Here is a 16,607-nt window from a genome sequence, read left to right as displayed (position 1 = left end):
CCTATCTGATCGGAATCCGGATCATGTTCTGAAAGAGGTCGGAGTGGACAATGGCTGAATTCGACGTCGACCTCTTTGTCATCGGTGGCGGTTCGGGCGGCGTGCGTGCCGCCCGCATCGCGGCCGGCTACGGCGCCCGCGTCATGATCGCGGAAGAGTACCGCATGGGCGGGACCTGCGTGATCCGCGGCTGCGTGCCGAAGAAGCTGTTCGTCATCGGCTCGCATTTCCGCCATGAGATCGAGGACGCCGCCGGCTTTGGCTGGACCGTTCCGCCTGCGACCTTCGATTGGCCGACGCTGATCGCCAACAAGGACAAGGAGATCGCGCGTCTGGAGGCGGCTTACACCGCCAATGTCGAGAAGTCCGGCGCGCAGATCGTCAAGAGCCGCGCGGTGATCGAGGACAAAAACACGGTCCGCCTGCTCGAGAACGACAGGAAGATCACCGCAAAATACATTTTGATCGCCACCGGCGGCGCGCCCAATCACGGCGCTCCAATTCCCGGCATCGAGCACGTGATTTCCTCGAACGAGGCGTTTCACCTGACCAAGCTGCCGAAGCGGATCGTGATCCAGGGCGGCGGCTACATCGCGCTGGAGTTCGCCGGCATCTTCGCCGGCTTCGGCTCCGACGTCACAGTGATCTATCGCGGCGACAACATTCTTCGAGGGTTCGACGAGGATGTTCGCGCCCACGTCCGCGCCGAGATGGAGAAGCAGGGCATCACCATCCTCACCGGCTGCACGGTGGCGAAGGTCGATCGGCACGGCGAGGAATTCACCACACATTTGTCAAACGGATCGAGCCTTGCCTCCGACCAGGTGATGTTCGCGATCGGCCGCCATCCCGCGGTGGCCAATCTCGGCCTGGAGAAGGCCGGCGTCGCCATCAACCCGCGGAACGGCGGCATCGCCGTCGACCATTTCTCCAAGAGCTCGGTCGACAGCATCTACGCGATCGGCGACGTCACCCATCGCTTCAACCTGACGCCGGTCGCGATCCGCGAAGGCCATGCGTTCGCCGACACCGTGTTCGGCAAGCGCGAGGTGCAGGTGGATCACGCCAACATCCCGACCGCCGTGTTCTCGCAGCCGGAGGTCGGCACCGTCGGCCTCACCGAGACGGAGGCGCGCGCGCAATTCAGCCATGTCGACATTTACAAGACCACGTTCCGGCCCATCAAGGCGACGATGTCGGGCCGCGATACCCGCGTGCTGATGAAGCTCGTCGTCGACGGCGCCTCCGATCGCGTGCTCGGCTGTCACATCGTCGGCGATGCCGCGGCCGAGATCACGCAGGCGGTCGCGATTGCGGTGAAGATGAAGGCAACCAAAGCCGATTTCGATGCGACGATCGCGCTGCATCCGACCGCGGCCGAAGAGCTCGTCACCATGCGCACCCCGACCGCGCGCCACGTGCGTCAGGCGGCGGAGTAACTCCGCTCAGCCGTAGAGGTACCCGACCGGCTTGCCCTCGGTCCGCAGCGGACGGATGTCCTTCTGCGTGATGATCTGACCGGCGAGACCATCGATCTCGTCGCGTTGCGTCGGCGTCCAGCTGCGGAGGTCGTTCATGCCCCTGAGAAGGCCGAGCCGAAGGACCTGCGTGTTCTCACCGACACCGACGAGGGCCGTGGCGTTCTTGCCTGCCGTCACCACATCACCCGCCGTGAGCTCAAAGGTCTCGCCAGTCTTGTTCCTGAATTCGGCCGTGCCGCGGATGACGCGGTAGATCACGACCTCCCCCTTGGCGAAACAGGTGGTGTCCGCTGCTGCCGACGTGCTCTTGGGCAACAGCGATTGGCCGCGCGGGTCGGTTGCGATGATGTGGCCGGTGACGAGATGGCCGCTCGGCACTTCGATGCCGATGTCGCGCACATAGACCGGCATGGATGATTTGACCGGGCTGTCGGGGAGCGGCTTGAACAGCGCATCCAGCGCCAGCGGGTCCTGGAGCCAAAAGCCTGCGTCCGCAGGGCGATCATGCAGAGAGTGGCTCCATGCCACCCTTGGCGTCTCGTCTTCGTTGATCTGATCCGGGCCGACAATGGTCGGGTTTGGAAAGGTCGTCGGATCGGTGATGAAGGCTTCGAGGAATTTGCCGGAGTAACCCATGGAAATTGGATCCGGCGCCACCGTTTGCGGCGTCTTCAAATTCGCTTCGGTCGACAGTCCCGACCAGGTGTAGAACAGCTGTCGGTGCACGATCGCGCTTTGCAGCATCACCGCGCCGGGACCGACATTATAGAAGCGCCCGTCATAGTCGAAGGTGAACGCCCCCGAGGTGACCAGCACGAGCTGAAAGCCGCCCGGTGGCAGATGAAGATGGAAATCTGTCGGACCGGTGTCGGGCAGATAGATCGGCAGATTGGTCGCGACCTCGTGCAGCAGGAAAGTTTCATTGTTGGCGTGAAAGCCCTCGTTGGCGCGATTGTAGAGGGCCTGCGGCCGGTACGTCGCCTCGAACTTCGCATTCCGGTCGCGGTCGATTGCCACGAAATCCTGGGTGTTGAGGCGAAGGGGCGCGCCGTCCGGACGAGTGAGGCCGGTGATTTTGAGATCGCCGGCTGCATGCACGTTCATGGCATTCTCCGATTCTAGGCCCGCTCACCCGGTCTCTCGGTGCACGCATCTTGCTGCTCCAATCGCGAGAGCAGGGGATCAGGCCTGATGCTGCCTTGCGAAATCTGGGCCAGTCGAGGCGCCGTGCGGCACAGTGGCTTGGCGACTCGCCGCCACGCGAAGAAAAATCGAGGCTGCACCTGAGGTTAGATGACACGCTTCGCCAGCCTGCCTGGCCAGGTTCGCCCAGTCTGCAAACCTGGCGACGAGAGGTGTCTTGTCTAATTTGTCGGCATTCTGGTGCGGACGTGCAGCCGCGCCGATCAGGGGAAGTCGGCGGCCGGATGCCTGAAGCCGTTCAGTCGAAAGATCGACGGACGGTCCGCTCGGGCTTGCCGTACGGGCTGTCAGCCCACTTCGCCATGTCCACCGCACGAGCCTCGATGAGTTCGCACCACAAGCAGCTGAGCTCCGCGCGCCCTTTGGCCGAGAGCATCGGAATGAGGCCATGGCCGCAGCCAGGGCAACATTTGATGCGATTCATGGTTCTCTCCGCGACCTTCAGAATTCAGGAGCGACATTGTCGCTTCCGAAGCTTGCGCGGGCGCTATGAGGGCGCAGCGACGCCTGCGGCCGGGGCGCTCGTCCCCGAGATCGTCGCGTCTGCGATCCAGCGCGACACCGCGGCGATGTCCTCCGCATTGTCGCGGAAGGCACGAAGCTGGAATTCCGCCGAGCTGCCACGCTCGACGATGGTGCGGCAGTGTTCGACCTCGGCGGCGCAGTTCAGCGCGGCCGCGTCCCCGGCGATGTCCTCGGTTACGCGGGAGAGCAGCTCGGAGATCTCGACCGGCCCGTCCTTGGAGGCAAAGATGCAATCGGTGCCGTAGCGCTGGGCGCGCCATTTGTTCTCCACCGCGATTGCGCGTTCGACCGCGGTGACCTCTTTCGACAGATGAGGCCGCAGGTAGAGATAGCGGGTCAGGCAGCGATAGAGCGAGGCGATGGCAACGGCGTCGTCGACGAAGGTGCAGGTATCGGGCGCACGCAGCTCGAGGGTCGGGTGCTTCATGGAGGGGCGCATGGCCCACCAGATGTGGCTTTCATCGGGGATCACGCCGGAGCGCTGCAACGCGCCGACATATTCGTCGTAGTCCTGCCTGCTCTCGAACAATTCGGGCAGGCCGGTGCGCGGCAGCTCGGAATAGGCGGCGAGCCGATAGCCCTTCAGTCCGGTCTTGTGTGAATTCCAGAACGGGGAGGAGGCCGACAGGGCGATAAACAGCGGCAGATGCGGCAGCATCGCTCGCATCACCGCCATGCGCTTCTCGGGATCGGGCAGCTGGACATGCACGTGCATGCCGCACATCAGGTTGCGGTGGCCGATGCTGCGCAGATCCTCGATCATTTCCTCGTAGCGCGGCTTGGGGCTCGGCTGCGACATGCGCCAGACCGCCGTCGGATGCGTGCCGCAGGCCATGATCACGAAACCGTATTGTGCCGCGACGTTTGCGACTTCGCGGCGCAGGAAGCGAAGCTCTTCGCGTGCGTCGGCGACGTCGACATGAACGTTGGTGGCGACCTCGAGCTGCGATTGCAACATCTCCCGCATCGCCTGGCCGCCTGTCGACCAGTTCGCAGATTCGAAAAGCTCATTGGGGGTCTGGATCGCGACCTCCAGGCTGCGGCGATCGGCGAGGAAGTATTCCTCCTCGATACCGAACGAATATTCCGCGGCCTTGCCGCGTCCGCCGGCCGAGCGAATGACGAGGTGCTGCTTGTCTTCCGAGGAATCGAGCCGCAGCAGTTTTAAAACTTCTGAAGTAAATGTCATCGTGCCACCCGGCCAAGTATTATCTGCGGGCGATAATCCTTCTGGCAGGGGCCGGTTCCGCGCCGGCCATACTGGAAATTGCAAGGTCGAACGGAACAATCTTCGCGCTTTCGGACGCACGTGCGACCAGCGCGTGATTCGCTGGCACTTCGGTCCAGTCCTTTTCCTTATCGAACGGCTCGGACACGACGATGACCTGGCCGCCAGCCTCGCGGAAATACAGCGTGTTGGCGGCATCGTTGATCGCAACCCGGAAGGCATAGAGATCCCGGCCGTTGGCGAGGGCGCTCGTGAAGCGTAGCCGCTCACGAAGCTCGCCTTCGTTGACGAGGCCGACGAGGGCTCGCAGCACGCGATGTGTCGCGCCCAGGGGATCGGCATCGAGTCCCGCGCCCATCATGGCGAGAAACACGGCTTCCGAATCGGTCGTGCCTGTCCGCGAAGGATAGTAGGCATCGGGGATCAGCGCCTCGACCTTGCGGCGCAGACGATTCCAGCTGCCGACGAAGCCGTTGTGCATGAACATCCACTGACCGCAGGCAAAGGGATGACAGTTCTGCCGTGTCACCGCCGTGCCGGTGGCGGCGCGCACATGGGCGAAGAACAGATGCGAGCGCAGATGACGGCAGAGGTAGCGGAGATTCTCGTCCGACCAGGCCGGGCGTGTTTCACGATAAAGACCAGGCTCCGGATGCTCGCCGTACCAGCCGAGACCAAACCCGTCGCCATTCGAGCCAGCGGTCGACTGGAGCGAGCGGATGCTTTGCGCGATCAGCGAATGCTCGGGCTCGGTGACGTAGGGCTCGAAAGACGTGGTCTCGCCACGGTATGCGATCCAGCGGCACATGGGTATCCTGTCAAGAGATGCTTGCTGAAATGTATCAACGAACCTGACAGGACGATGGTTCCCGACAGCGAGTGTCGGGAACCAAGTGGTCACTACACCGGCACCGGAATCAATGGCGCAACCTCGCGATCCAGCGCGTTCTCGCTCGCCGCGAGACCTTGCGCGACGCCGACACGGTCGGCCTCGGGACGGTTCTGGCTCATCTTGCGCTTGCCTTCGAACCGCACGACGGGAATGCGTACGCCGACGATTCCACGCAGCTGCGCAGCGATGAAATCCGCAGGGGCATCGGTAACGGCCCAGGGCTTGGCGCGCGATCCCTCGTGCCTGTTCGTGAGCCGCGTCACGGCCTCGAGCAGGCGCTCAGGGTCCTGGAAGAATTCGACCGGGCCGTAGGCATGCACCGCGACGTAATTCCAGGTCGGCACGACCTTTTCGGTCTCCTGCTTGGTCGCGTACCAGGACGGCCTCACATAGGCGTCGGGACCGCTGAAGATCGCCAGCGCGTCTCCGACCGGCGGCAGTTTCCATTGCGGGTTGGCCTTCGCAACATGTCCGTACAGCACGCCATGCTCGCCTTCGCCCTCGTCGAGAAGAAGCGGCAGCGGCGTGGCGACCGGGCCTTCGCTGGTGGCCGTGACCAGACTGGCGAGCCGGGCGCCGCGAATGGTCGCCCGAATGCTCTCGATGTCGTCCTTGAAGGCGGGAGGGATGTACATGGTCTATCTCCGGTGTTGGTCTGGAGATAGCCCGAATCTGGCCTGTAAGAAACTGCCAGTTATAGTCTATTTGATCAGTCCAGTTCGGCGACGGCCTGGGCGAGAAGCCTGCAGCCGCGCTCGATCTGTGGCACCTCCAGTGCCGAATAGCCCATGACGAGGCCGACTGTCTTCCGCGATCGGCGAGGTCCGACGAACAGTGCCGAGACGGGATAGATGCCGACGCCCTTGGCATGGGCCGCCTTGATCAACGCGTCCTCACGCTTTTGCGGCAGATCATCGAACCATGCCACGACGTGCAGGCCGGCGGCCGTGCCCTCGATCCGGACGCGATCCCCGAACCGGCGGCGAAGCGCGTCGAGCAGTGCCCGCTGGCGTTCGGCGTTGCGCCGGCGCACACGCCTGATGTGGCCGTCATAGGCGCCGCTTTCGAGCATCGAAGCGAGAGCGTCCTGTTCGATCAGCGGCGTGTGCCGGTCCATCATCTGCTTGGCGGCGGCGAACAGGGATCGCAGGGCGGCGGGCACCACCAGATAGCCGATCCGCAAGGTCGGCGAGAGCGTCTTGGAGACGGTGCCGAGATAGATCACGTTGCCGCCGCCTTGCAGCGCGTGCAGCGGCGGGATCGGCTTGGTATCGTAGCGATACTCGCTGTCGTAATCGTCCTCGATCACGTAGGCGTCGTTTGTCCTGGCCCAAGCGAGCAATTGGTGTCGGCGTCCGATCGGCATGACGCCGCCGAGCGGATATTGGTGCGACGGCGTGACATAGGCGAGGCGGGCTTCGACGCCATCGAGCCGCGCTGTCTCCAATCCATCCGCATCGACCGGCATCGGGATCGTCTCGGCGCCCGTCGCCGCAAAAGTGTGCCGCGCCATCTGGTAGCCGGGATCCTCCATCACGAAGCGGTCGCCGGCATCGAGCAGCAGGCGCGCGCAGATGTCGAGGCCTTGCTGCGAGCCGTTCACGACGACGATCTGATCGACCTCGCAGCGGACGCTACGCGACCGCCACAGATAGCCTTGAAGCGCGGTCCGAAGCCGCAGCGCGCCGCAGGGATCGTCATAGGTCAGCCGCTCGGGCTTGCGCGCCATCGCGGCAGTCACGGCCTTCTTCCATGCCAATACCGGGAAATCCGACGGCGCGAGCTCGCCGTAGCGGAAGTTCGCGACCAGCCCGCGCGGCGGCTCGGTCCAGCGCGGCGGGTCCTGAAGCAATCGCTCACCGAACGCAGACAGCCGCACCTTCCGCGCCGATGGCCGCGACGCTACGCGCGTGTGTCCCCGTTCGACGACGGCGCGAGCCACCCGCGGCCGCGCGCCATGGCGCGTTTCGATGAAACCTTCGGCGGCGAGCTGCTCGTAGGCAACTGTGACGGTCGAGCGTGCCACGCCCATATCGCCGGCCAACGCGCGAGAGGACGGCAGCAACCCATCGATCCCGTACACCCGCGCCATGATCTGATCCCGCAGCGCTTCGTAGATCTGGCGCGCGCCCATGCGGTCGGCACGGGGAGCGGGTTTGGTCTTCATCTGGATCATCCACATTCCAAGCCGGCATTCGCCCGAGCGGACGATGTCGGAATGTGGTTCTAATCCCGTTCGCCGAGAGTTTCGACGTAAGCCTTGCCGTTGGGATGAAAATGCTCCTTGCGGCCTTGGTCCCACAACGCAAGGAGGCCGGGGCGCCACCTCGCATAACGGGTCTCCACTCTATAGATCAATCACGACGTCGTTGCGGGGCCGCGCGCAGCAGATCAGGACATTGCCGTCCGCCGGCGGATCGAGCGGATCCGGCGCATAGTCGACCGTCCCCGCGATCAATCCGCTCTCGCAATTATGGCAGACGCCGGTCCGGCACGACCACCGCACGGGGACATCGCAGGCTTCGGCCAGCTCCAGCAGGCTGGCATAGGATGGTCCCCAGCGGACATTGAGGCCACTGCGGGCGAATGACACCATCGGACCGGGGCCGGTCGCTCCGGCCGGCATGTGTGCTCTCGGCTTCGGTGCTGCCGCGATGCCCGGTGTCAGCGATGGCTTGCTGCCGAACAGCTCGGTGTGGATGCGATCGGGCGGGACGCCCAATGCAGCGAGGCCGGCGGTGAGATCGCTCATGAAAGCGGCGGGGCCGCAGAGATAGAAATCACCGTCACGTGGTACCTCGAGCTGTTCGAGCAGGCGCCGGTCCAGATGTCCGGCGGTGTCGAAATCGAGGCCAGGACGATCGGCCGGATCAGGCACGCTGTAGCAGACATGGCTGTGATGGTGAGCGAGCCGGGCCAACAGCCCGCGTGCCTCGGCGGCGAACGAATGCTCGCGGCCGTTGCGGGTGCCGTGCAGCCACCAGACGTCCTGCATTGCGCCTTGCGCAGCGAGCGCGTGGAGCATGGCGAGCACCGGCGTCACGCCGATGCCGGCACTCAGCAGGACGACGGGCCGCGCATCCGGCCGGAGCGTGAAACTGCCGCGTGGCGCGCCGAGCGCGATGACGTCGCCGGTCTTGAGCTCGTCGGCGACATAGAGGCTGGCGGCGCCGTGCGGTTCGCGCTTGATGCTGATGCGATAGGACGCGGCATCGGCGCCGCTCGACAGTGAATAGCTGCGCGTCATCGCCTGCGCAGCGGAAGGCTCGAGCCTGATGACGACGAATTGACCGGGCAGGGCGTCCGCCACGGGACGTCCGTCGACCGGTTCGAGGATCAGCGACGTCACGTTGCCGCTCTCCGCGATCTTGCGCGCCACGCGAAAGGAGCGGAATCCGCGCCAGGCGGGAGCTGGGCTCGCCGACGGTCCAAGCCCGGCGTTTCCCGCGGTCTTGTTGTCCTTCTGTTGCTCGAGCAGCGCCTCGAAGGAACGCTGCCAGCCGCGGCTCAACGCGGGAATCCGCAGCGCGCGCTCCAGGCGTTCGGGCGGATGCGGCGGCATGTAGAGCAGCGCATTGATCTCGAACACGCTCATGCGCTCGGGTCCCACAGCGATCTGTGTGATCTCGTCACCGGTTTCGACGTCGCCTTCCTCGATCACACGAAAATAGAACCCGGGCCGGCCGTGCCTGACGAGCAGCGCGGCCATGTCCGGCTCTTCCATGCGAATGCCGAGCCGGTAGCAGGTGACGCGCGGCTGCGTCACTTCGAACAGCGCGGAGCCGATCCTGTAGCGGTCTCCGATGCACACGTTAGTGTCGGCGAGGCCCTCGACCGTAAAGTTCTCACCGAACTGGCCATGAACGAGGTTCGATCGACCCAGATGCTCCTGCCAGTACCGATAGGATTCGTCCTGATAGACGAATACGGCACGATGCTCGCCGCCATGACCGGCCGTATCGCCCTGGCCGTCGCCATCGATGTTGAGCTGGCGCACCCTGCGCGGGCCTTTGACCTGCGCCTTCCAGATGCCGGTGTGGACGGTCCGACCCTGCCAGGCGACGTCGCGCGGCAGGCCGACATTGACCGAAAGCAGACGTGCCATCACAGTTTTCCTGACCATGAGCGCACCTCAGAATGCAACGGGGCGCCTCCAGACTAATCTGCGCCCAAATCGGACTGCTGGCTCGTTAGCCGTTGTTAGACGTTGCGAGAGGCCTTGGCGCCAGCGACGCTTTCGTGCCCCGGACGCAGCGCAGCGCCCCTTGGCGGTGCGCTGCAGAGCCGGGGCCCACAGCGACGTGACGCGCAGCTTTTTGGGTCCCGGCTCAGCGCAGCAGCGTTGCACGCTGCAGCGCGTCCGGGACACGTGGACAGCTGCGTGAGCCAATCTTGCAACACGGAACCCGATGCGGCCGCTGGTCGCAGTCGCGTCGTCTTGATTCCGACGGCCCCACCTTTATGTGTGAAAGGAACAAGAATCCGGGCCCCTCTGGCGAGGAAGTCGACGTTGTCGGCAAAACCTCGCGATGTCGGATGACCTGTCCCGCGCGAATGCGATGGATCGGCCGATCGTCGGGCCTTCTTGAGAGTCTCTCCGACCCAATCGTCCCCATCGCAGCCCCGTGCGGTCATTTCGCAAGATACGGGAGCAACGATGTCCGACGCCAAGCATTCAAATCCGATCGCAATCGAGATCACCGAGCCGTCCAGCCTGAACGAGCAGGCTGCGGTGGCGCTTGTGATCGTCGGCGCGCTGGTTGCCGTCGCCGACCGGCAAGTTTCGCCGGTCGAACGCGACGAGGTCGTCCGTTTCATCAAGGATCGCAAGCTGGCGCCGCACATATCGGACGACCGGCTCTACGCGATGTTCGACGAGCTTGCCGAACGACTTGAGGAGCCGGATTTCGCCAATGTGGTGATCGACCATTTGCGCCCGGTTTCGGACCTGCCGCTGTCGTCTCACCTCATGGAATTGTCGGAGCGCGTCGCGGCCGCGGACGAGGACGTGCATCCCCACGAAGTGCAGGCGATCAAGCTGTTGCGCCTGCTGACGCTGGTGCTGCCGCGCGCAAAGCAGGTGACGATCGGTGCCGTGCGGGCCGAACAGCGCATCGCCGCCGAGGAGTAAGCATGAGCGTAGTTTCGGACGAGGATAAGACAGGGACTGCGGGCGCTGCCGGCCAGATGGCCGGCGGCGACCCGCGCCTCGACAAGCTTGTCCGTCGCCTGCCGCCGCGCATGGGTGACACCGTCACCTATCTGCTCAAGCCGTCCAGCCGCTGGGTGAGGATCCCTTCGGGCGCGCTGCTCATTGTCGGCGGCGTGCTCTCCTTTCTGCCGGTGCTCGGCGTCTGGATGCTCCCGCTCGGCCTCGCTTTGCTCGCGGAAGACGTGCGCGCGTTGCGCTCCTCGCGCGGCAAGGTTCTGGATTGGGTCGAGCGGAAGAAGCCGCAATGGCTCGATCCGTCCGCACCGAAAAATGACCAATCATGACTGAATTCATCACCACCGAAGCGCTGACCGCGCTGCTTCAGGTCGTCCTGATCGACCTCGTGCTCGCAGGCGACAATGCCGTCGTCATCGGCCTTGCCGCAGCCGGCCTGCCGGCCGAGCAGCGGCGGCGCGCGATCGTCGTCGGCATCATCGCCGCCACCGCCCTGCGCATCGTCTTTGCCGGCGTCGCGACCCAGCTTCTGCAAGTGATCGGGCTATTGCTCGCCGGTGGCGTGCTGCTGCTCTGGGTGTGCTGGAAGATGTGGCGGGAGCTGCGCGAGCAGTCCGCGCATGCGAACGAGTTCGCGTTCAGCCATGGCGGCAGCAGCGCTGCTCCTGCCTCCCGAAAGACCTTCAGACAGGCGGCCGTTCAGATCGTCGCCGCCGACGTCTCGATGTCGCTCGACAACGTGCTCGCGGTCGCGGGCGCTGCGCGCGAGCATCCCTACATCCTCGCCTTCGGCCTGCTGTTGTCGGTCGCGCTGATGGGCGTCGCCGCCGATTTGCTCGGCCGCGTGCTCCAGAAGCAGCGCTGGATCGGCTATGTCGGCCTCGCCATCATCGTTTACGTCGCCTTCGAGATGATCTATCGCGGGTCGCTCGAGCTTGCGCCTGTGATCGCGAGTCTCTGAGGCAGCGCGTCTGTCTATCATCCGGAGTGATCAATGACGTCCGAACCCAAAGCACCTTCGGCGGTTTCCGTGCCGGCGCCGCAAATCGGCGCGTTCGCCCAACTCATCTTTGGCTCGCGCTGGCTGCAGGTCCCGCTTTATGTCGGCCTGATCGTTGCGCAGGCCGTCTATGTGCTCTTGTTCCTGAAGGAGCTCTGGCACCTGGTCGTGCACTCCTTCGACGCCAGCGAGCAGCAGATCATGCTGGTCGTGCTCGGGCTGATCGACGTCGTGATGATCTCGAACCTGCTGGTGATGGTGATCGTCGGCGGTTACGAGACCTTCGTCTCGCGCCTGAACCTCAGCGGTCATCCGGACGAGCCGGAATGGCTCAGCCACGTCAACGCCAGCGTGCTCAAGATCAAGCTTGCGATGGCGATCATCGGCATCTCCTCGATCTCGCTGCTCAGGACCTTCATCGAGGCCGGCAATCTCGGCACAACGCGGAGCAATTTCACCGAGAGCGGCGTGATGTGGCAGGTGCTGATCCATCTGACCTTCATCATCTCCGCGATCGGCATCGCCTGGGTCGACCGCCTCAGCGAGAGCGGCCAGCGCAAGGGAGCCGGCCACGGCTGAGCCCTCGACCGGCGGCGCTTGATCAGGCGATCTGCGGGTAGGCCGAGTTTTCGCGCCGCTCGCGCTCGCCCAGTTCGCGCACCAGCTCCTGGAGGAAGGATTCCGTGTGGGCGGGCAGGGTGCGCTCGGCGCGAACGTAGATGCCGAGATCTGACCACACCGGACTGCCGGCATTGTCGAGCGGCAGGAAGACGAGCCGGCTGTCGCGTGACAGCCTGCCGATGCCGAGCTGGGTCTGGAAGGCGACGCCGACGCCGCGCGCCGCCAACTCGCGCATCAGGTCGATCGAGTTGGCCTGGATGGCCGGCTCCGGCGTTTCGGAGAGCTGCGCGATAAGCGGTTGGAGCAGATGGTAGATCGACAGCTCCGGCAGCGCGTGGATGACGGGAAAGGCGAGACATTGGGTCAGCGTGACCGTCTTGCCGCGCGCCAGTGGATGATCGCCCGCCACGACCGCGCCGAGGTGAAACCGTTTCAAGGCGACCTGGCGCAGATCCGGCGGATGGCGAAGCGCCATGGCGATGCCGATGTCGGCCTCGCCGCGGCTCAGGGCCTCCAGCACATCCGAAGATCCCTTCACCTCGGTGGTGAAGCTGACGCGCCGGGCCCGGCCGCGATGTGAGGCGATCAGGTCCGGCAGCACCGACTCCGTGAGCGATTCGATGCAGGCAATGCTGATAGTGCCGTGCCAGGTCCCCGACAGGGACGCGACGTCCGAGCGGAAGCGGTCGAGGTCCTGGAGCACGTTCATGACATGCCGGGCCAACATCTCGCCGACCGTCGTCAGCGTCAGGCCGCGCGCATTGCGCTCGAACAACGGCGACCCAACCTCTTGTTCAAGCTTGAGAATCTGGCGGCTTACGGCCGACGAGGCAACGTTCAGCAGGCGCGCCGCGGCCCGGATCGAACCGGTGCGGCGGACGGCGTGGAAGTACTGGATCGCCGGTGAGTGAAATCGCATGGGACCCCCGGGCTGGACTATAGCTGTTGCCGAAACGGCATCAACATGTACGAAATTCGGTGCTTTTCGAGCGCGCTCCTCCCACCTAGGTTCGCCGCCGGCCTGGCCCGTCCTGCCGGGCCGTCATGCCATGCGCAACGAGGCGCCAGGGGATCCGGGGTGGACGAGAACATTGTTTGCGAGGTCGCGCCGGACACGCGTCTGGTCGATCGCCGTCGCGCGGCCGCCTATGTCGGCGTGACCGCCGGACGCTTCGAGCAGCTGGTGCGCGATAACGTCGTGCCGGCGCCTGTCATGGTCGACAACAAGCGGCGCTGGCCGCTCGCGTTGCTCGACGTCGCGAAGGACGTTGTCAGCAGCAGCATGCCCTGCTTGCCGCCAGTGACGGTCGAGATTGCGCAGGACGCGCGTCCCTGCGAGCGGGCGCCGGCACCGGCCTCGCACGAACTGCCGGACCAGGCTTGGTTCGAGCAGCGCGCACGGTTCGTTCAGCGCGTGCGCCGGTCGCTGCTGTCGGGTAACGAGATCCGTCTCTTGCGCGAGTTCAAGCTGCTCAGGCAGAACCAGATCAGCATGTTCGGCTATTACGGCAGCTTCGAAGCCCTGATGGTGCGCGGCTACATCGTCGAGCTCGCGCGAAAGCCGCCTTCGAGCCGTCCGCTGGTGACGTACCGGCTGACCGCGCAGGGCGAGCAGGTCATCTCTGCGCTGAAGGACGAGCCGGCGAACTGACCGGCGCGGACAAGGCGACCGCATCCTTCGGCATCATCGCACGGCATGCATCTCCAGAAACGCCTTCACGCCGGTGACGGTGCCGGTGTCGGACGGCACATAGCCGGGTAGCGTCGCGACGGCCGCGCGAAAATCGGCGCTGCGGATGATCTCCAGGATGCGCTGCATCGGCCCGGTGTCCAGGAACGCGCGCTTGCAGACGAAGAAATAATCCTCGGTCAGGAGCCGGATGAAATCGAGGCCGAAATGCCGGGCGGCGGCTTCGACGCCGAAACTCGCATCGGCCATGCCGCTCGCGACATAGGCTGCGACCGCGGCGTGGGTGAATTCGATCTGCTGCGCGCCGTTGATGCGGCTCTCGTCAATTCCGCTTGCCGCGAGCAGTTGGTCGAACAGAAGCCGCGTGCCGGAATCGTGGTCGCGGTTGACGAAACGGACTTTTGGTCCGGTGAGATCATCAAGCGAAGCGATGCGCAGCGGATTGCCGCGCGCGACCATCAATCCCATTTCGCGTGTGACGAAGCTGATGATGCGATCCTCGCGCGGATCGAGCCATTCGCGCGCAGCCTTGATGCCCTGGGCGCGCAGGGCGCCGTGCGGCAGATGCAGGCCGGAGAGATCGCAGGCGCCTTGCGCCAGCGAGACCAGCGAGTGCTGGTTGCTGACATAGCGCAGATCGACGCCGATGCCGGGCTCGCGGTCGAGGAATTCGCGCAGTTTTGCGACCGCAAAACCGTGGCTGGCATGAACGCGGATCACCGAAGGGCGCTGCTCGAGGAACGGCTTGATCTCGCTCGCCAGCTCCTGCGCCAGATTCTCAAGTTGAGGTCCGAGCCGGGCCTGCATGCGCTCGCCCGCCCAGACCAGCCGCTCGCCGAACGGTGTGAGCTTCGAGCCCTTGCCGCGCTGGGTCTCGACCAGCGGCGTGCCGAAGAACTCCGACCATTGCTCGATAAGATTCCAGACATGGCGATAGGAGAGGTGCGCGTCCTTGGCCGCGCTGGTGATCTTCCCGGTTCTCCTGATCTCGTTGAGGACGCCGAGCATGACGATGGCGGTCCGCGGATTGCCCTCGCGGCGAAACCGCCATACGGCCTCGATCTCAATCTGAAGCATTCGTCTGCCTTATGAACTGTACTTCATATGCTGCCCGTCCATTGGCAATTCATATCATATTTACTCCGAGGTAGGGGTGCCTAGTCTGGTATACCAGAACTGGAGGAAATATGATGTCTGTTGCATATGACTTTGTACACTCGCCGGCCACCGAGTTCATGTCTCGGCCACAGCATCTGCTGATTGACGGCCGCCGCGTCCCCGCGAGCTCCGGGCGCACCTTCAAGTCGCTCAATCCTGCCACCGGGCAGGTCATCGCCGTCGTCGCCGAAGGCAACGAGGCCGATGTCGACCATGCGGTCGCCGCCGCGCGCCGGGCCTTCGAAGGCCCCTGGCGCACGATGCGGGCGTCCGAGCGCGGCCAGATCCTGCTGCGCTGGGCAGACCTGCTCAAGGCTCACGCCGAGGAGATCATCGAACTCGAGTCGATCGATGCAGGTAAGCCGATCGCCGCGACATCGCGGCAGGATTTTCCGGCGGCCGTCGACACGTTGATCTACTACGCCGGTTGGGCCGACAAGATCAGTGGCGACGTCGTGCCCGTGCGCGATGATGCCCTGACCTACACTGTGCGCGAGCCGGTCGGTGTGGTCGCGGCGATCGTGCCCTGGAATTTCCCGCTGATGATCGGGATGTGGAAGCTCGCGCCGGCGCTGGCCTGCGGCTGCACCATCGTGATGAAGCCGGCCGAGCTGACCTCGCTGTCGGCGCTGCGCATCGCCGAGCTCGCGCTCGAAGCCGGCCTGCCGGCGGGCGTCTTCAACGTCGTCACTGGCCCGGGCCGCGTCGTCGGCGACGCGCTGGTCAATCACCCTGACGTCGACAAGGTCACCTTCACCGGCTCTCCGGGTGTCGGGCGGGGAATCATGAAGGGCGCCGCAAGCAACTTCAAGCGCGTCTCGCTCGAGCTGGGCGGCAAATCTGCCAACGTCATTTTCGACGATGCCGATCTCGAAGCCGCATCGAAAGCTGCGGCTTCCGGCATCTTCTTCAATGCCGGCCAGGTCTGCTCGGCCGGCTCTCGCGTGCTGGTGCAGGAGAAGGCTTATGACGAGGTCGTCGAACGACTGGCGGCACGCGCAAAGTCGCTCAGGATCGGCGACCCGCTCGACCGTAAGACGACGCTCGGCCCCGTCATATCCGAGAAGCAGATGAAGTCGGTCCTCGATTATGTCGACATTGGCCGGAAGGAGGGCGCGACCCTCGTCACCGGTGGCGAGAAGGTCGGCGATCGCGGCTACTTCATCAGCCCCGCGGTGTTCGCGAATGTCGCGCACGAGATGCGGATCTCACAGGAGGAGATCTTTGGCCCCGTCGTCAGCGTTATCAAGTTCAAGGATGAAGCCGACGCTTTGCGGATTGCCAACGGCACGGCTTACAGCCTCGCCGCCGGCGTCTGGAGCCGCGACATCGGCAAGCTGCAGCGCTTCGCCAAGCGGGCGCGCGCGGGCACGGTCTGGATGAACACCTATGGCTATACCGACGTGCGGCTGCCCTGGGGCGGCGAGCGCGACTCCGGGCTCGGCCGCGAGCACGGCACCGCCGCGCTCGACAATTTCACCGAGCCCAAGGCTGTCTGGATGAATCTGGCCGTTTGATACCTCCCGAGCGGCCAAGCCTGGAGCCCGCCTGACCACCCGTGCAGGCGGGCTCTTTTTTCGAGATCGATAAAATTGTCTGCATTCCGCTCAGCGGCGGCAAACCCTGCGGGCAAGAACCATGC

General features: G+C 64.7%; 16 protein-coding genes. 7 read left to right on the top strand and 9 right to left on the bottom strand.

All coding sequences use genetic code 11. The annotated features are described in order from the left end of the window. Nucleotides 1–50: 50 nt before the first annotated feature. Nucleotides 51–1,439 (top strand): glutathione-disulfide reductase, encoded by a 1,389-nt coding sequence (gene gor, locus AC0L2J_RS09600; protein WP_473388987.1) that lies wholly within the window; start codon nt 51–53, stop codon nt 1,437–1,439. A gap of 6 nt (nt 1,440–1,445) precedes the next feature. Here gor and AC0L2J_RS09595 read toward each other — a convergent pair whose 3' ends face one another. From AC0L2J_RS09595 to AC0L2J_RS09565, 7 genes are all read right to left on the bottom strand, one after another. After that, complete coding sequence (locus AC0L2J_RS09595) at nt 1,446–2,585, bottom strand: hypothetical protein (RefSeq protein ID WP_473388986.1); 1,140 nt, start codon at nt 2,583–2,585, stop codon at nt 1,446–1,448. A gap of 337 nt (nt 2,586–2,922) precedes the next feature. Continuing rightward, nucleotides 2,923–3,108, bottom strand: a complete 186-nt coding sequence (locus AC0L2J_RS09590; protein ID WP_473248355.1) for a hypothetical protein — start codon at nt 3,106–3,108, stop codon at nt 2,923–2,925. Nucleotides 3,109–3,171: 63 nt separating this feature from the next. After that, entirely contained in the window at nt 3,172–4,398 is a 1,227-nt protein-coding gene (locus AC0L2J_RS09585) for a carboxylate-amine ligase (protein ID WP_473388985.1), read from the bottom strand. A gap of 19 nt (nt 4,399–4,417) precedes the next feature. Beyond that, the gene (locus AC0L2J_RS09580) at nt 4,418–5,245 is read right to left on the bottom strand and encodes a class II glutamine amidotransferase (RefSeq protein WP_063992880.1); all 828 of its coding nucleotides are present in this window, start codon (nt 5,243–5,245) and stop codon (nt 4,418–4,420) included. 92 nt (nt 5,246–5,337) lie between these two features. Continuing rightward, nucleotides 5,338–5,964: an FMN-binding negative transcriptional regulator gene (locus AC0L2J_RS09575; RefSeq protein WP_007608783.1), complete on the bottom strand. Its 627-nt coding sequence runs from the start codon at nt 5,962–5,964 to the stop codon at nt 5,338–5,340. Between the two features lie 74 nt (nt 5,965–6,038). Continuing rightward, nucleotides 6,039–7,505, bottom strand: a complete 1,467-nt coding sequence (pdxR, locus tag AC0L2J_RS09570; protein WP_084777577.1) for a MocR-like pyridoxine biosynthesis transcription factor PdxR — start codon at nt 7,503–7,505, stop codon at nt 6,039–6,041. Between the two features lie 171 nt (nt 7,506–7,676). Then, nucleotides 7,677–9,434 (bottom strand): MOSC domain-containing protein, encoded by a 1,758-nt coding sequence (locus AC0L2J_RS09565; protein ID WP_473388984.1) that lies wholly within the window; start codon nt 9,432–9,434, stop codon nt 7,677–7,679. Nucleotides 9,435–9,986: 552 nt separating this feature from the next. On the opposite strand from AC0L2J_RS09565, the gene AC0L2J_RS09560 reads away from it, so the two are divergent. From AC0L2J_RS09560 to AC0L2J_RS09545, 4 genes are read left to right on the top strand one after another with little or no spacing between them, the layout of a single operon-like run. Beyond that, a complete protein-coding gene (locus AC0L2J_RS09560) occupies nt 9,987–10,460 on the top strand; it encodes a TerB family tellurite resistance protein (protein ID WP_063992878.1) in 474 nt (157 codons plus the stop codon). Nucleotides 10,461–10,462: 2 nt separating this feature from the next. Then, nucleotides 10,463–10,825: a hypothetical protein gene (locus tag AC0L2J_RS09555; protein ID WP_473248358.1), complete on the top strand. Its 363-nt coding sequence runs from the start codon at nt 10,463–10,465 to the stop codon at nt 10,823–10,825. After that, entirely contained in the window at nt 10,822–11,457 is a 636-nt protein-coding gene (locus AC0L2J_RS09550; RefSeq protein ID WP_007608793.1) for a TerC family protein, read from the top strand. The genes AC0L2J_RS09555 and AC0L2J_RS09550 overlap by 4 nt, the downstream gene beginning before the upstream one ends. A 33-nt stretch (nt 11,458–11,490) precedes the next feature. Then, a complete protein-coding gene (locus tag AC0L2J_RS09545) occupies nt 11,491–12,075 on the top strand; it encodes a TIGR00645 family protein (RefSeq protein WP_007608795.1) in 585 nt (194 codons plus the stop codon). Nucleotides 12,076–12,097: 22 nt separating this feature from the next. Here AC0L2J_RS09545 and AC0L2J_RS09540 read toward each other — a convergent pair whose 3' ends face one another. Further along, entirely contained in the window at nt 12,098–13,036 is a 939-nt protein-coding gene (locus AC0L2J_RS09540; RefSeq protein WP_473388983.1) for a LysR family transcriptional regulator, read from the bottom strand. A gap of 159 nt (nt 13,037–13,195) precedes the next feature. Between AC0L2J_RS09540 and AC0L2J_RS09535 the strand changes: the two genes are divergently transcribed. Next, nucleotides 13,196–13,768, top strand: a complete 573-nt coding sequence (locus tag AC0L2J_RS09535; RefSeq protein ID WP_473388982.1) for a hypothetical protein — start codon at nt 13,196–13,198, stop codon at nt 13,766–13,768. 33 nt (nt 13,769–13,801) lie between these two features. Here the strand turns inward: AC0L2J_RS09535 and AC0L2J_RS09530 are convergent, their stop codons facing one another. Continuing rightward, nucleotides 13,802–14,884 (bottom strand): substrate-binding domain-containing protein, encoded by a 1,083-nt coding sequence (locus tag AC0L2J_RS09530; protein ID WP_007608802.1) that lies wholly within the window; start codon nt 14,882–14,884, stop codon nt 13,802–13,804. Between the two features lie 113 nt (nt 14,885–14,997). Between AC0L2J_RS09530 and AC0L2J_RS09525 the strand changes: the two genes are divergently transcribed. Further along, a complete protein-coding gene (locus AC0L2J_RS09525; protein ID WP_007608804.1) occupies nt 14,998–16,482 on the top strand; it encodes an aldehyde dehydrogenase family protein in 1,485 nt (494 codons plus the stop codon). Nucleotides 16,483–16,607 lie beyond the last annotated feature (125 nt).

The organism is Bradyrhizobium sp. MV1.5 (assembly GCF_055807615.1).
Note: the sequence above shows the minus strand (reverse complement) of the source record. Positions and strands in the feature narration are given on the sequence as shown.

Excerpts from the sequence above, each read along its gene's own strand:
- gor (WP_473388987.1), top strand. The coding sequence starts at position 51 with ATGGCTGAATTCGACGTCGACCTCTTTGTCATCGGTGGCGGTTCGGGC.
- AC0L2J_RS09595 (WP_473388986.1), bottom strand. The coding sequence starts at position 2,585 with ATGAACGTGCATGCAGCCGGCGATCTCAAAATCACCGGCCTCACTCGT.
- AC0L2J_RS09590 (WP_473248355.1), bottom strand. The coding sequence starts at position 3,108 with ATGAATCGCATCAAATGTTGCCCTGGCTGCGGCCATGGCCTCATTCCG.
- AC0L2J_RS09585 (WP_473388985.1), bottom strand. The coding sequence starts at position 4,398 with ATGACATTTACTTCAGAAGTTTTAAAACTGCTGCGGCTCGATTCCTCG.
- AC0L2J_RS09580 (WP_063992880.1), bottom strand. The coding sequence starts at position 5,245 with ATGTGCCGCTGGATCGCATACCGTGGCGAGACCACGTCTTTCGAGCCC.
- AC0L2J_RS09575 (WP_007608783.1), bottom strand. The coding sequence starts at position 5,964 with ATGTACATCCCTCCCGCCTTCAAGGACGACATCGAGAGCATTCGGGCG.
- pdxR (WP_084777577.1), bottom strand. The coding sequence starts at position 7,505 with ATGATCCAGATGAAGACCAAACCCGCTCCCCGTGCCGACCGCATGGGC.
- AC0L2J_RS09565 (WP_473388984.1), bottom strand. The coding sequence starts at position 9,434 with ATGGCACGTCTGCTTTCGGTCAATGTCGGCCTGCCGCGCGACGTCGCC.
- AC0L2J_RS09560 (WP_063992878.1), top strand. The coding sequence starts at position 9,987 with ATGTCCGACGCCAAGCATTCAAATCCGATCGCAATCGAGATCACCGAG.
- AC0L2J_RS09555 (WP_473248358.1), top strand. The coding sequence starts at position 10,463 with ATGAGCGTAGTTTCGGACGAGGATAAGACAGGGACTGCGGGCGCTGCC.
- AC0L2J_RS09550 (WP_007608793.1), top strand. The coding sequence starts at position 10,822 with ATGACTGAATTCATCACCACCGAAGCGCTGACCGCGCTGCTTCAGGTC.
- AC0L2J_RS09545 (WP_007608795.1), top strand. The coding sequence starts at position 11,491 with ATGACGTCCGAACCCAAAGCACCTTCGGCGGTTTCCGTGCCGGCGCCG.
- AC0L2J_RS09540 (WP_473388983.1), bottom strand. The coding sequence starts at position 13,036 with ATGCGATTTCACTCACCGGCGATCCAGTACTTCCACGCCGTCCGCCGC.
- AC0L2J_RS09530 (WP_007608802.1), bottom strand. The coding sequence starts at position 14,884 with ATGCTTCAGATTGAGATCGAGGCCGTATGGCGGTTTCGCCGCGAGGGC.
- AC0L2J_RS09525 (WP_007608804.1), top strand. The coding sequence starts at position 14,998 with ATGTCTGTTGCATATGACTTTGTACACTCGCCGGCCACCGAGTTCATG.